This window comes from Microcystis flos-aquae FACHB-1344 (assembly GCF_014698375.1).
In the GTDB taxonomy this organism is placed as follows: domain Bacteria; phylum Cyanobacteriota; class Cyanobacteriia; order Cyanobacteriales; family Microcystaceae; genus Microcystis; species Microcystis aeruginosa.
The window spans coordinates 1-14649 of record NZ_JACJSW010000098.1 but is presented as its reverse complement, the minus strand read 5'-3'; the positions used below and the strand labels follow the sequence as shown (position 1 = coordinate 14649).

General features: G+C 40.9%; 13 protein-coding genes, 1 tRNA gene and 2 pseudogenes. 11 read left to right on the top strand and 5 right to left on the bottom strand.

Annotation, left to right across the window (positions count from 1 at the left end):
- The 4 genes and pseudogenes from H6G48_RS07850 to hypF all read left to right on the top strand — a co-directional run.
- A pseudogene (locus H6G48_RS07850) lies at positions 1–139 on the top strand (IS701 family transposase); the annotation flags it as partial.
- Between the two features lie 26 nt (positions 140–165).
- Positions 166–489, top strand: coding sequence for a hypothetical protein (locus tag H6G48_RS07845; protein ID WP_199328766.1), 324 nt, complete (start codon positions 166–168; stop codon positions 487–489).
- A 52-nt stretch (positions 490–541) separates the two neighbouring features.
- Entirely contained in the window at positions 542–1216 is a 675-nt protein-coding gene (locus H6G48_RS07840) for an ATP-dependent Zn protease (RefSeq protein ID WP_190720714.1), read from the top strand.
- 49 nt (positions 1217–1265) lie between these two features.
- A complete protein-coding gene (gene hypF / locus H6G48_RS07835; RefSeq protein WP_190720711.1) occupies positions 1266–3530 on the top strand; it encodes a carbamoyltransferase HypF in 2265 nt (754 codons plus the stop codon).
- A gap of 355 nt (positions 3531–3885) precedes the next feature.
- Here hypF and H6G48_RS07830 read toward each other — a convergent pair whose 3' ends face one another.
- Complete coding sequence (locus H6G48_RS07830; protein WP_002797276.1) at positions 3886–4176, bottom strand: hypothetical protein; 291 nt, start codon at positions 4174–4176, stop codon at positions 3886–3888.
- A 365-nt stretch (positions 4177–4541) separates the two neighbouring features.
- Between H6G48_RS07830 and H6G48_RS07825 the strand changes: the two genes are divergently transcribed.
- The 3 genes and pseudogenes from H6G48_RS07825 (at position 4542) to H6G48_RS27415 (ending at position 10566) form a co-directional block, all read left to right on the top strand.
- Complete coding sequence (locus H6G48_RS07825) at positions 4542–6272, top strand: diflavin flavoprotein (RefSeq protein WP_190720707.1); 1731 nt, start codon at positions 4542–4544, stop codon at positions 6270–6272.
- 399 nt (positions 6273–6671) lie between these two features.
- On the top strand, positions 6672–10337 hold the full coding sequence (bchH, locus tag H6G48_RS07820) for a magnesium chelatase subunit H (protein WP_190720704.1): 3666 nt from the start codon (positions 6672–6674) through the stop codon (positions 10335–10337).
- Between the two features lie 39 nt (positions 10338–10376).
- Positions 10377–10566, top strand: a pseudogene (locus tag H6G48_RS27415) (hypothetical protein).
- Positions 10567–10625: 59 nt separating this feature from the next.
- Here the strand turns inward: H6G48_RS27415 and moaC are convergent.
- Positions 10626–11126, bottom strand: a complete 501-nt coding sequence (moaC, locus tag H6G48_RS07815; protein WP_103112300.1) for a cyclic pyranopterin monophosphate synthase MoaC — start codon at positions 11124–11126, stop codon at positions 10626–10628.
- 43 nt (positions 11127–11169) lie between these two features.
- Between moaC and H6G48_RS07810 the strand changes: the two genes are divergently transcribed.
- Together H6G48_RS07810 and H6G48_RS07805 are read left to right on the top strand one after the other, a co-directional pair.
- Positions 11170–11243, top strand: a tRNA-Arg gene (locus H6G48_RS07810).
- 291 nt (positions 11244–11534) lie between these two features.
- Positions 11535–12854 (top strand): tetratricopeptide repeat protein, encoded by a 1320-nt coding sequence (locus tag H6G48_RS07805; RefSeq protein ID WP_190720702.1) that lies wholly within the window; start codon positions 11535–11537, stop codon positions 12852–12854.
- A 10-nt stretch (positions 12855–12864) separates the two neighbouring features.
- Here H6G48_RS07805 and H6G48_RS07800 read toward each other — a convergent pair whose 3' ends face one another.
- The 3 genes from H6G48_RS07800 to H6G48_RS07790 all read right to left on the bottom strand — a co-directional run bounded on the left by H6G48_RS07800 (position 12865) and on the right by H6G48_RS07790 (position 13838).
- Complete coding sequence (locus tag H6G48_RS07800; RefSeq protein WP_190720699.1) at positions 12865–13278, bottom strand: type II toxin-antitoxin system VapC family toxin; 414 nt, start codon at positions 13276–13278, stop codon at positions 12865–12867.
- Positions 13275–13532 carry a hypothetical protein gene (locus tag H6G48_RS07795; RefSeq protein WP_004157225.1) on the bottom strand — a complete coding sequence of 86 codons (258 nt, stop codon included), beginning with the start codon at positions 13530–13532 and terminating at the stop codon, positions 13275–13277. Before H6G48_RS07795 ends, H6G48_RS07800 begins: the two co-directional genes overlap by 4 nt.
- Before the next feature lie 66 nt (positions 13533–13598).
- Positions 13599–13838: a hypothetical protein gene (locus tag H6G48_RS07790; protein WP_190720696.1), complete on the bottom strand. Its 240-nt coding sequence runs from the start codon at positions 13836–13838 to the stop codon at positions 13599–13601.
- A gap of 205 nt (positions 13839–14043) precedes the next feature.
- On the opposite strand from H6G48_RS07790, the gene H6G48_RS07785 reads away from it, so the two are divergent.
- Together H6G48_RS07785 and H6G48_RS07780 are read left to right on the top strand one after the other, a co-directional pair.
- Positions 14044–14400: a type II toxin-antitoxin system RelE/ParE family toxin gene (locus H6G48_RS07785; RefSeq protein ID WP_072926009.1), complete on the top strand. Its 357-nt coding sequence runs from the start codon at positions 14044–14046 to the stop codon at positions 14398–14400.
- Positions 14397–14649 (top strand): helix-turn-helix domain-containing protein (locus H6G48_RS07780; protein WP_190720692.1); only part of this gene is annotated, 253 nt, incomplete at its 3' end. The genes H6G48_RS07785 and H6G48_RS07780, both read left to right, overlap by 4 nt.

Here is a 14649-nt window from a genome sequence, read left to right as displayed (position 1 = left end):
GAATCGACCTTTAAACACTTTTGTGGAAGCTTTAGAAGCTTTTCGGACAGCGATGTCTTTCCGTTTCTTTGAGTGGCTGACCGAGAATCGGGATGTGTTTGCCGCTTACAAAGTCAGTTTAGGCTTTATTTGGGCTTGAAATTTGTTTAAGTCCCATTAACCTCTCTGGAGAATGGACAAAAAGCGATCGAAACTCGTTTAACCTCTTTGGAGAATGGACAAAAAGCGATCGAGAATAGCGTCGGAGAGATCAAAAGAGAAATTCAGGTTTTAGAGATAGGACAGACGGAAATTAAGGGAGAAATCAGGACTTTAGACGCAAAAATCACCGGTTTAAATGAAAGAGTGAAACTCATCGAGGCATCCGTGGGAAAAATTCCCGATTTAGCTGAAAAAATTGGGGAGGTAAAAAACTGGAAACAGATCGGTATATCGATTGTGACTGCTTTTGTGGGTGGGGTAATTGGTTGGTTGATTCGGGGAAAATAAAACTAAGGAATGTAACATAGTATTAAGCATTTGTATATTTTTATCAATTTTTATGGAACAGACAGCTTTAAATCTGATCGCGATTACCGTTTTTTCGATCACTCTTTCCGTATTTGTCACCCCTTTGCTGTCTATTTCGCCTTTTGTCCCTGCTTTAGCTACTTTTAGCCTCTTGGGATTAGTTACCGTTGATACTCTCACCTTTAATAACCGGGGCGTGACTTTACTACTGGATGCTCTTTCTCCTAGTAAACACCGTCAAAGAGTTATTTACCACGAAGCCGGACATTTTCTCACCGCTTATATTTTGGGCATTCCGATCGCCAGTTATAGTTTGACCGCTTGGGAAGCCTTTCGTCAAGGCCAGGAGGGAGTCGGCGGTGTTCAGTTTGACCTAGCAGATTTAGAGCAAAAAGTCAAGAATTTTACCGATTTTCCTGCTTTTTTAGAGAGAATTTACACGGTGTGGATGGCGGGAATTGCTGCCGAAACCTTAGTTTATGGTAAAGCGGCAGGGGGAGAAAGCGATCGATTTTATCTGCAATCGGCCTTAAAATTAGCGGGGGTTTCCGAGAATAATTATGCCCAAAAAGAGCGCTGGAGTTTATTACAGGCAAAAACTCTTTTAGAAAAACAACAGACTGCCTATCAAGCTTTAGTGATAGCTATGGAAAAAAGGGCCAGTGTGGAAGAATGCTGTCGGGTGATTAGTGAAAGTTTAGTATAACGGGAAAAGTAATCAGGGATGAATTTGATGATTTCCCCGTTAAATTTTTATGAATAATCAGAGCATTCAATCCGAGCAGCGATTAGCTTTAATTGTGCGCGGGGCAGTACAAGGGGTCGGTTTTCGTCCTTTTGTTTATCGATTAGCAACGGAATTAAACTTAGCCGGTTGGGTGAATAACACAGCAGCGGGAGTTTTTATTGAAGTCGAGGGCAATCGAGACAAACTAGAAACTTTTTTGACTCGATTATCTTTAGAAAAACCACCTCGATCGCTAATTGAAAATATTGAGACTCAATGGTTAAATCCCGTCGGTTATCAAAACTTTAGCATACGTCCTAGCAGCGGCGGTGAAAAAAATACAATTGTTCTGCCCGATTTAGCCACTTGTCCCGATTGTTTAGCCGATATTTTTGACCCGAATAATCGTCGTTATCGCTATCCTTTTACTAACTGCACTAACTGCGGTCCTCGCTACAGTATTATCGAGAGTTTGCCCTATGATCGCAGTGCCACAACTATGAGGGGTTTTAATCAGTGTCCCGAATGTCAAAGGGAATACGAAAACCCTCTAGATCGCCGTTTTCATGCCCAACCGAATGCCTGTCCTCGTTGCGGACCCCAAATTAGTCTTTTAGATAGTCAAGGATGTGTATTAGCGGAAAAAGATCAAGCTTTAATCGCTACTGCTAGAGCAATTGAACAGGGAAAAATTATGGCGATCAAAGGATTAGGAGGATTTCACCTAGTCGTCGATGCAAGAAATACGGAAGCAGTGCAAAAATTGCGACAACGTAAACAGCGACTGGATAAACCTTTTGCCGTGATGTATCCTAATCTTGACTTAGTGAAAAACCACGGTTATGTATCTTCTTTAGAATCGCAATTATTGCAGTCTCCTGCAGCGGCAATTGTCCTGATTAAACAAAGAAAAAATTATCTTTCTGCTGCCGTTTCTCCGGGTAATCCCTATCTAGGAGTCATGTTACCCTATACTCCCCTACATCATCTTTTATTAGCAGAATTAGGCTTTCCTATTGTAGCAACCAGTGGTAATCTAGCCGATGAACCTATCTGTATTGAGGAAAAAGAAGCTTTAGAAAAATTGGGAACTATCGCCGATTTATTTCTAGTTCATAATCGTCCTATTGTTCGACCAGTGGATGACTCTATTATCAGGGAAATGGCGGGAAAAGCGATGATTTTGCGGCGAGCGCGGGGATATGCTCCCTTTCCCGTTAAAGTTAATGAGGGAGATTTTCCTCCGATTCTAGCCGTGGGAAGTTATTTTAAAAATACCGTGGCTATCTACCAAAAAAATCAAGTTTTTATTAGTCAACATATCGGCGATTTAGATACAGTTAATGCTGTCAATCACTTTGAAAATATTCTCGATAGTTTAAAAAAATTATACGAGTTTGTACCGGAAATTATCGCCTGTGATGCCCATCCTGAATATCTAGCAACCAAGTACGCTTATAGTTTAAATTTACCCGTTATTCCCATTCAACACCATTACGCTCACGTTTTATCCTGCATGGCAGAACATCAGCTACAACCTCCAGTTTTAGGGGTTGCTTGGGATGGAACAGGATACGGTTTAGACGGCACAATTTGGGGGGGAGAGTTTATCCATATCACTGCCGATTCTTGGCAGCGAGTCGCCCATTTTAAACCCTGGCTATTACCTGGAGGAGAAAAAGCGGTTAAAGAACCCAGACGAGTGGCTTTAGGATTACTAGAAGTGATGGAAAATACTGATAAGATAAAATCAGCTTTTAGTGAACAGGAATGGTCTATTTTTAGGCAAATGTTAACCAAAAAAATTAATTGTCCTTTAACTTCTAGTGTCGGGCGTTTGTTTGATGGTGTGGCGGCGATTCTAGGTTTATGTTATCAATTAAGTTTTGAGGGACAGGCAGCAATGCAGTTAGAATTTGCCCTTGAGGGCATTAAAACGGAGGAATATTATAATTTTTCTTTATCAGCTGACTCACCCATAGTTATTGATTGGAATCAGCTAATTTTAGGAGTTGTTGAGGATTTAGAAAAACAAGTACAAATCGGCATAATTGCCGCTAAATTTCATAATAGTTTAAGTGAGATTATTGTAGAAATTGCTCAGAAAATAGGCAGAGAAAAAATTCTCCTGACGGGAGGCTGTTTTCAAAATCGTTATCTGACGGAAAGAACAATTAATCGCTTACAAGCTTCGGGATTTCAACCCTACTGGCAGCAAACTGTTCCCACTAATGATGGTGGTATTAGCCTTGGTCAAATTATCGGGGCCTGTTCTAAACTTAAACAGTTCTAGATAGGACAAAATTAACTTCTTGGTTAGGATAGACAAGAGGCAAGGGGTGCCTCTCACATTTGCAGAAATACCGACAATCAGCAATTATCAGTGACCCTTAAATTATTACAGACATATCAGCAGCTGCCTGTAAGCATCCCACCGAAAAACCAATGCGCTCTAGGGTTTGGGTAGGGTTGATTCATGAATCAACCCTACTATAGAGTTCTTGCATAATTAATTTTTGAGAGTGCAAAAATGAGATGCACCCAGAGGTAAGAGGTAGTTATAAGCGTTAAAGATAAACCACAGAGACACAAAGAACACAGAGAGCCGATTTTTTTCTAGACTGTTGAGATGGTCGAAAATTGAGATTTTAGTTTAAACGATGCCACTCAACGATTTTATTGCCTACTTTCAAAATAATTGCTTGACCTAAACCCAGTTCTTGTGTCACATTAACTAGATGGGCGAAATTTTGACGGGTGATTGCTAGTCCCTCCAAACAAGCTAGACAATCGAGACAGAGAACCGTAGAGAATTCCCAGGTTTGTCGGTAAACACGGCAATTATCCGGTAAAAAAGCCACAAGAGCGCGAAAATGAGTCAAAGCGGCTTTCTCAAAATTGGCGCTAGTGCAGTCAAAAGACGAGTGCTGATAGCTCATAAAAACTTTGCCTGATAGGGAGAGAGCAGGGTTTTCCTCAGACTAGCACCTCGCTTCTGGGGATCACGTTCCCTTTAGAATTTCTCAATAGACTGGCAAATCCCCCCAGAGGAGTATCGTTACCCGCGAGCCAATTGCTAGAAGCTAGGTTTCTTCCCAGAGATAGTGTACTGTAGATATTGATGTCCTTCCGGCTGGCAAGATAACCTATAAATTTCCCCACTCGTCCCCAGCGATAAAAGGCTGTATTTAGTCAAAAATCAAGTGTTGACTTTGATGCCAAACTTGCCTAGTAAAAAATGATCACAGCCTCAAGTTGCCGCTTAACTAATTGACTACTTAACTGATAACTGGTAACTAAGATTATGAATAATGCAATTGTCAAACCGAGAGATGTACAAGTAGCACCGATAGCCGCCGATACTTTTGTCTTTCGTTCCCGCACTTGGGACCGGTTAAAATTCGAGATCGAATACGGATTACAAAAGGGAACTACCGCCAATAGTTATCTGATTAAAAGTGAAAAGGTCGCTCTTTTTGATCCACCGGGGGAATCATTTTCGTCCATATTTTTAGAGGCTTTAACTAAAAGAATCGATCCGAAAACTATTGATTATATTATCCTCGGTCACGTTAACCCCAATCGTGCCGTCACCCTCAAGGCACTTTTAGAAATCGCTCCTCAAGTCACTTTTGTTTGTTCTAATCCAGGGGCAATTTCCCTGAAAAAAATTCTCGAAACCGAAGCATTAAATCTGTTGGTTGTCAAGGGGGAAGAAATATTAAATTTAGGAGCAAACCATCAATTAGAATTTATCCCCACTCCTAACCCCCGATTTCCCGATCAACTCTGTACCTACGACAGCAAAACCGATATTCTCTACACCGATAAATTATTCGGAGCGCACGTTTGTGGCGACCAAATTTTTGATGAGGGTTGGAGCGTTTATAACGAAGATCGGCGTTATTATTTCGATTGTCTCATGGCTCCCTATGCGGGCCAAATTAGCAACGCTTTGGAGAAATTAGCCGCTAAATCGCCCTTATTTTATGCCGTTGGTCACGGTCCTCTGGTGCGTTACGGGATGCACGAATTGACCCTTTCCTATCAACAATGGTTAGCAGTACAAAAGTCCCAAGAGTTGACAATCGCCCTGATTTATGCTAGTGCCTACGGCAACACCGCCACCCTTGCTCAAGCGATCGCCATGGGGATCACGAAAGCGGGAGTAGCAGTGACGGCGATTAATGCCGAGTCCGCTGAACCGGACGAGATCAAAACGGCGATCGAAAAAAGTGTCGGTTTTATCTTTGGTTCCCCCACTTTGGGGGGACACGCACCGACTCCCATCCAAACCGCCTTGGGGATTACCCTGTCCAATGGCGATAAAAGCAAGCTGGTGGGGGTTTTTGGCTCCTACGGTTGGAGTGGGGAAGCGGTCGATCTTTTAGAAGGTAAATTCCGGGATGGCGGTTATCGCTTCGGTTTTGAGCCAATTCGGGTTAAATTTAAGCCCACGGAGGCAATTTTAAAGACCTGTGAGGAAGCGGGAACCGATTTCGCTCAAGCAGTCAAAAAAGCTCGCAAAAGCAGACAACCGAAAACTAATGTTAACCAATCCCAAAGCGATCGGCGATCGCAGGCTCTGGGCCGTTTGGTGGGTTCTCTCTGTATCGTCACCTGCGAATTGGGAGAATTGCGCGGCGCCATGTTAGCCTCTTGGGTATCGCAAGCGACGTTCACTCCCCCCGGATTGACTATTGCCGTGGCAAAAGAACGAGCGATCGAGTCTCTGCTTTATAGCGGTACGCCTTTTGTCCTTAATATCCTCCAAGAAGGTCAACATTTGGCTTTAATGAAGCATTTTCTTAAACCTTTTACTCCAGGAGAAGATCGTTTTGCTAATATCGAAACCACTAAAGCTGAGAACGGTGGGCCGATTCTGGCCGAAGCGCTCGCTTATCTGGAATGTCGGGTGGAACAACGAATGGAGTGCGGTGATCATTGGCTGCTTTATGCGATCGCAGAAAAAGGCAGGGTTTTACACCAGGGTTTAACCGCCATCCATCATCGCAAATCTGGCAGTTATTATTAATTTGTCGTTATGATCATTTCAGGGGGTGTTTTCAGGCAGGATAACCCACCCTGATTGGTCTAAAAATATTCTTAGTACCTAGGCAAAATTAATTAGGGGTTGCTGAAAAGGTAGGGGTGAAGCATTCGGATAGGAAATCTACGGTTTCAGCGATAGGCTATTGCCCGAATGCTTCGCCCCTACAGGAGGCGATCGCCGATCAAGATGCAAGGTTTTGAAGAGCCAGAACGTAGGTTGGGTTGAAGCATGAAACCCAACGCCTGCATGGGTTACGCTACCACTAACCCATCCTACAAATAATTGTGCCTCCCTACTTATCTAACTACCTCTTGCATGAGTGCCTTTTCCCTTTTGCCTTTTGCCTATCCTAACCAAGAAATTAATTTTGCACGACTACTTATGAAAAGCATTGTTTTAATTGTTGGCTTTGAAACCTTTAACAGTAATTTATATCGGCAATCGGGTCTGTTGGCTAGTTCTAAATGTCCCGATTTAGAGGTAAAAGTATTTAGCGATAAATCCTTGACTAGCGAACCGGAAATAGTCGAGCAAGCTTTAGCCACTGCCGACGTTTTTTTTGCTAGTTTGATCTTCGATTACGATCAAGTTACTTGGCTGCGGCAACGAGCGGCACAGATTCCGATTCGCTTAGTTTTTGAGTCTGCTTTAGAGTTAATGAGTTTAACCCGTTTGGGAGAATTTGCCATCGGGGATAAACCAAAAGGAATGCCAAAACCAATTCAATTTATCTTGAGTAAATTTTCCAGTGGCAAGGAAGAAGATAAGTTAGCCGGTTATCTCAGTTTCCTCAAAACCGGTCCGAAACTACTGAAATTTATTCCCGCTAAAAAAGTTCAAGATTTGCGTAATTGGTTAATTATCTACGGTTATTGGAATGCGGGAGGAACTGAAAATGTTGCAGCTATGTGTTGGGTAATTGCCCAAAAATATCTAGGATTAAAAGTACAGGAAATACCCGAAGTTATCGAAACTCCCAATAAGGGACTATTACACCCCGATTATCAGGGTTATTTTCTCACTCCCCAAGAATATTTGACTTGGTATAAAAAAAATAAATCCCTTGATAAACCAGTGGTGGCCCTGCTGCTTTATCGGAAGCACGTTATCAGTAAACTACCCTATATTAATCAATTAATCCGTCATTTTGAAACGGCTAATTTAATTCCCTTACCCGTGTTTATTAACGGAGTGGAAGGCCATACAATTGTTCGGGATTGGTTAACCACAGACTACGAAATTCAGCAAAGAAAAAAAGGAATCATTGAAACTCCTTCTTTAAGTGAAGATGCGGTGACAGTAGATGCAATTGTTTCGACGATTGGCTTTCCTTTGGTGGGGGGTCCTGCGGGTTCTATGGAAGCAGGAAGACAGGTAGAAGTGGCTAAACGAATTCTGTCCGCTAAAAATATTCCTTATCTTATCGCTGCCCCTTTATTGATTCAAGATATTTATTCTTGGACAAGACAGGGAATCGGTGGTTTACAGAGTGTGGTTCTATACGCTTTACCGGAATTAGATGGAGCAATTGATACGATTCCTCTGGGGGGATTAGTGGGGGAAACTATCTATTTAATCCCCGAAAGATTACAGCGTTTAACTGGACGTTTGCATAGTTGGATTAAGTTACATAAAACCCCTCCGCAAGAACGGAAAATAGCCATCATTCTCTATGGATTTCCCCCGGGTTATGGGGCAGTTGGTACGGCAGCTTTATTAAATGTTCCCCGGAGTTTAGTTAAGTTTTTACAAGCTTTACAAGCGCAGGGTTATAATGTGGGAACGATTCCCGAAGACGGGGAAGAAATTATTCAAAAAGTTAAATTTGCCGATGATGAAAATCTCTCTAAACAAAATCGTTTATCGATAGAAACTTTAGAAAATTGGCTAGGTTATCTGTTAACTTCTCGCATTGAAAAACACTGGAAATCTCTGAAAGATGCGGGAATAAAAACTATTGGCGACCAGTATCATTTAGGGGGAATTGAGTTAGGTAATATCTGGATTGGAGTGCAACCACCTTTAGGAATTGCTGGGGATCCGATGCGGTTAATGTTTGAAAAAGATTTAACTCCTCACCCTCAGTATGCAGCCTTTTATCAGTGGTTACAAAAAGATTTTAAGACCGATGCGATCGTTCATTTTGGTATGCACGGAACTGTCGAATGGCTGCCCGGTTCACCCCTAGGAAATACTGGTTACTCTTGGTCAGATATTTTATTAGGAGATTTACCGAATTTATATATTTATGCCGCTAATAATCCCTCGGAATCTATCCTAGCTAAACGTCGCGGCTATGGGGTGTTAATTTCCCATAATGTACCTCCCTACGGACGAGCGGGATTATATAAAGAATTGATGATTTTACGAGATTTGATTGCAGAGTTTCGAGAAAATCCTGAGAAAAATTACGCTTTAAGAGATAGTATCCTCCAAAAGATTATTGATACAGGTATCTCTAAAGATTGTCCTTTTCTGGAAGCAGAAAAACAGGGAATAGAATTCACTTTAGAAAATGCCAAATTATTTAGCCGCTATGCACTAACCGATTATTTTGTCAAGGTGTATAATTACTTGCAAATCGTCGAACAAAGACTATTTTCTTCTGGGTTACACACCCTAGGAACTGCTCCTAATCAGGAAGAATTAAAAGGTTATCTTGATGCTTATTTTACCGATTTATCTGAGCGAGAATTTCAGCAAATTATCGCTGACGAAGCAACCAATGAAAAGCTTAAAGAAGGCATTACTATTAAAAATTTATTAGGACAAAATAGCGAAGAATTAACTAATCTTTTGCGGGGATTAAATGGGGAATATGTACCACCGGCACCGGGGGGGGATTTACTCCGGGATGGTGCGGGAGTTTTGCCCACAGGACGCAATATACACGCTTTAGACCCCTACCGGATGCCTTCCCCAGCAGCCTACACCCGCGGACGGGAAATCGCCAAAAAACTGCTAGAACAAAACTTAACCGAAAAAGGAAAATATCCCGAAACTGTAGCAGTTTTACTCTGGGGATTAGATGTGATTAAAACTAAGGGTGAATCCCTGGGTATTCTCTTAGAATTAGTCGGTGCGGAACCGGTGAAAGAGGGAACAGGAAGAATTGTCAGGTATGAATTAAAACCTCTAGGGGAAATTGGACACCCGCGCATCGATATTCTGGCTAATTTATCGGGAATTTTTCGGGATACTTTTATCAATATTATCGAGTTATTGGATGATTTAATGCAGCGGGCAGCCGAGATAGAAGAATCGGAAAATGATAATTATATCCGTAAGCACTATTTAGCCTTAAAAAGTCAAGGAATTGACAATGCCAGCGCTCGTTTATTTTCCAATCCTGCCGGGGATTTTGGCTCTTTAGTTAATGACCAAGTAGTGGAGGGAAATTGGGACAATGACAACGAATTAGCGAAAACTTGGGAAAAGCGTAATGTTTTTAGTTATGGTCGTCAAGATAAGGGACAAGCGCGGCCAGAAGTGCTACAACAGTTATTAAAAACCAGTGAAAGTATTATCCAAGAAATTGACTCGGTAGAATACGGTTTAACCGATATTCAGGAATACTACGGCAACACGGGAGGATTAAAATTAGCCGCAGAAAAACAAAGCGGTAAACGGGTAATGACAAGTTTTGTCGAGAGTTTTTCCAATGATACAACTCCCCGCAAATTAGAGGAGGTTTTGCGCTTAGAATACCGCAGTAAATTACTCAATCCTAAATGGGCCAATGCCATGGTTAATCAAGGTTCTGGTGGGGCCTACGAAATCTCCCAAAGAATGACCGCTTTAATTGGTTGGGGCGGTACGGCTAATTTTAGTGACGATTGGGTGTATGATCAGGCAGCCGATACCTACGCTTTTGATGCAGAAATGGCGGAAAAATTGCGTCAAGCTAATCCCGAAGCTTTCCGTAATATTGTCGGTAGAATGTTAGAAGCACAGGGTCGCGGTTTTTGGCAAGCAGACCCCGACAAATTAGAGAAATTACAGGAATTATATCAATTGACCGATGAAAAGTTAGAAGGGGTTACTTAGGTTTTTTAGGCTGCATCTCATTTTTGTCAATCTACCAAGTTGGGATTTTTACGGGGACACTCTCGGCTAAAATCGGTCATTACTTCCGATTTTACCACTCAATCCAAGCCTTTGGGGGGTTCTACCCCCCAAACCCCCCGTTGGGGGGTAGAACCCCCCAAACCCCCCGCGCATTAGTTTTTCGGTGGGATGCTTACACGCAGCCGCTGACCCATCTGTAATAATTTAAGAGTCACTGATAATTGCTGATTGTCGGTATTTCTGCAAATGTGAGATGCACCAGGGTTTTCATGGCAACAGGGAATCCTTGTGATAATCTGATTTCCCTCCTGTTTTACTCAGCAGACGGATATTTTCAATCAGGATTGATTTTTCTAACGCTTTAGCCATATCGTATAAAGTCAAGGCTGCCACAGATACCGCCGTTAAAGCTTCCATTTCTACCCCAGTTTCCGATTTTGTCACCACTTCTGCCCGAATTTCGTAGCCGGGTAACTCTGCTTTCGGGATAATCTGAACATTGATTTTTTGCAGGGGTAAGGGATGGCAAAGGGGAATTAAACAGGAAGTTTGTTTGGCCGCCATAATTCCCGCTAGTCTGGCCGTCCCTAAAACGTCACCTTTAGGCGCATTTCCCTGTTCTATGGCTTCAAAAGTCGTTTTTAGCATTCTCACTTGTCCTAGGGCGATAGCAGTGCGTTTAGTGGGCATTTTCTCCGATACATCCACCATCTGGGCCTCGCCTTGGCTGTCGAGATGAGATAATTTTTCTTTACCCTCTTGCGTCATTGAATGAACCTGTGCTATAGTAGTTTACTGTTGAGAAAAACAAGGGCTTGTAGCTTAGTGGATTAGAGCGTGTGGCTACGGACCACAAGGTCGGGAGTTCGAGTCTCTCCAAGCCCGTTACATACAATGGCATATACTACAGGAATTAGGGACCTATGGTTCCTAATTTCTTTGGTTTTTTGCCCCATCTTCCCACTTTCCTATACTTTTTAAACAGGATTTAGTATCAGCAGCCAGTTTTGCCGAGGTATTTTTTACCCTCAAACAGTGAAAGAAACTAAACTTTTAGGATTGTATAATACTAAATCTGGTTATTAAAAACTGATTATTTATTCCCCCTTTTGCCTTTTGCCTCTTGCCTTTTGCCTGTCCTTATAAGTAACCTATGCTCAACGGATTTAGTATAATATGAATTCTCCTGCACCTGTGCCGACACCCTTTCAAGTTGCTTTAGAGCGTTACCAGAATGCTCTAAATTATTTAGATACTTCTCATAATAAATCTCTGAAAAAAGCACAGGCTTTAGAAATTATTGCCGCCAGAGATGCTCTTAATAAACAAATGGAAGCTGAGGCGGAAATTTCGGTTGATATGTCGTCAAAATTAATCGAACAAGATAATAGATTAAAACAGAAAAGCTACAAAATTACTCAAGTTCTTGACTTAGCTGAATATCGGGAGACTTTACCTATGTCTGCTCAGGCTTGGTGGTGGCATTTAGAAAGTAGGGAATCTTTGCATCCTTGCAATCGCTTTGATTGGCTATTGAGAATCGGTAAACTGGTTTTATTAGGGGTTAATTTTACATTAATCGGAACGATTGCTACTCGGTTTCTTAGTGGTGGTTCAGGTTTGCTAGAAATAGGAGGTGTTATTTTTTCGACTTTCATTTCTTTATTACAAACTGAAAATGCTCTCACACGGACGCGCCAGAAGGGTTTTGTTAAGTTAATGAAATTGCTTGGGATTGCTGAACATTGGTATGAAGAAATACAGTTTTCTGTAACAGTAATAGTCTTTGCTATTCTCTTGGGAATTTATCTAAATTTCTCTTGGTTTTCTGAGCTTTATAAGCAAGAAGGCAACCGTTTACAATCTCCTCCGCCAGCAAGTCAAGAATTTCCTAATTTAGCTTCAGCCGAAGAGAAGTATTTAAAAGCGATTGAGTTAGATCCAGATAATCTAGATGCTCATTATAAGTTAGCAACACTTTATGAAGAGTTACAGGATTTGACTAATGGGAAGAAACACTATTTAATTGCGGCAAAAGGTGGTTTTATAGATGCTTATAATAATCTCGCTTATTGGTATCTGCGCGATAATAAGAATGCAGAAGCAGTAGAGTTACTGGAAAAAGCTAAGAGATTATTAGCAGAAAAAGATGAAAAACTAGACCAATTTACTGAAGATGAGAAACGCAATTTAGCAGTACAAAAATATAGTATTTATAAAAATCTAGGCTGGGCCAGATTTAAGCAAAATCGCAGTGAAGATGCAGTTCCTAATCTTTTAGTTGCTATTGGTATCGCTGAAAATCCAGCTTATCAGAAATTTATCCGCAATCCCGGTGCTGCTTTTTGTATTTATGCTCAACTTTTAGAAAAAGAAGATAAGAAATCATCTCAGGAAAATTGGCGTAAATGTCTTAATTTAGCCGAAGGGAGGGAAATTAACACAGAGGAGGAGCAATGGTTATATGAAGCGAGTAAAAAAATTAAAGTGAAGTAAAGTTTAGTGACTATTCTCTGAGTAACGCGCTAAATCCTTCTTGCTGAAAATGCTTATCAAAGGTTAAGATTTCATTGATTTCTAGTTGTCTCATAATCTGCATGGAAGCACAATCAGTTAAGCTATAACCTTTATCTAATCGTCTTTGATAAAAATCAAAAGCCTGCTCAAATTGTTCACTGGTTTGGGGAATGATTTCTATACTAGAATCGTTTTTCAAATCGTTGGTTAAGTTAATAGCAGATTGGCGTAGATAATCTCCTCTTCCTGACAATGCGTTAAGTAATTCTGTCAAAATCATTTCGCTAGTAATTCCTGTAAATTTTCCTAGTCTTACTGTCATTAGTGTGGCAAGTTCATGGAGATTGTCTCTATAATCAGCGAGTGCTTGCAAATAGGATGTATCTAAGAAAATTTTTCTCATTCTTCCTCATCTTCTCTTGGTGCGCCGTACATATAGTGTTCAAAATTACGCGCAAAGTCTGTAGGTAAGTGTTTTCGCCATTCTGACTGGGGAACAAGTGCGCCAATTTCTGCAATTCTTTGCCAAAAAGGTTTTTTGCGGAATTCGGGATCAGCTTGAAGTTGAGCGAATTTTGCTTGTAATTCAGCTATTGTCGGAAGTTCCTCTATTGTCGGAATTTCTTCTGTGCGAGTGGGATTGTTTGGGGGATTCATAATCATTTAGTGGGATTGGTTTACTACATATATTATAACTTTGAATTGACGTTAGTTCTGTGTTTGTTATTCTTCCTCATCTTCTCTCGGTGCGCCGTACATATAATGTTCCGCGTTACGCGCAAAGTCTCTGGGAAAGTGTTTTCGCCATTCTGATTGGGGAACAACGTTACCAATCTCAACAATTCTTTGCCAAAAAGGTTTTTTGCGAAATTCTGGGTCATTTTCTAGTGCATCCCATTTAGCATCGAGTTCTTCCATTAAATTGTCTGATTCTGCGTTAGATTGAGGGTTTTGTTTGTCCATACTTGATAAGAAGTGATAGTTTGTTTTTATCATAGCATTTTTGAGTTGGAGCAAGGTACGGAGATTATCGAGGGGAATTAACCACAGAGACACAAAGAACACAGAGATTATTCACCGATGTTATAATTTATAATGATGATGGCAAGAGAGCCGAATGTTTAACTGAAAGCTTGACATTATTTTATGTACAGACTATATTATAGTTATGGAATGGAATATTATATTTGATCCAGATTTTAGGTTCTGGTTTTATCAACAAGAACAGGGACTTCAAAATGAAGTATTTGCTGTTTTAACTGTATTGATGAAACTTGGACCAGCACTGGGGAGACCACGAGTTGATACCATTGAAGGATCTTCTTTTAAGAATATGAAAGAGCTTCGTATTCAGTATAAAGGTGAACCTTGGCGTGTTTTATTTGCCTTTGATCCTCATCGACAAGCAATTTTACTTGTTGGGGGGAACAAGTCAGGTAACAAAAGATGGTACAAAGAAAATATTCCTATAGCAGATCAACGTTATCAAAAATATCTGGAAAAACTTAAGGAAGAAAAGTCATGAAAGAATATACCAACTTCTCGGAAGAATTTAATAAACTTTGTGGAGAACGACAAGCAATTATTAAAGCAAGAGCTTCCCAAATTTATCTGGAGGAACTTACGCTTAAGTATTTGCAGGAAAAACTAGGTTTATCTTTATCAGAATTGGCAAAGTATCTTGAAGTACAGCAATCAATAGTACCTAAACTTAAACAAGAGCAAAATCTAGAGCTAAATACACTGCGCGAAGTAGTTAACGCCTTAGGTGGAA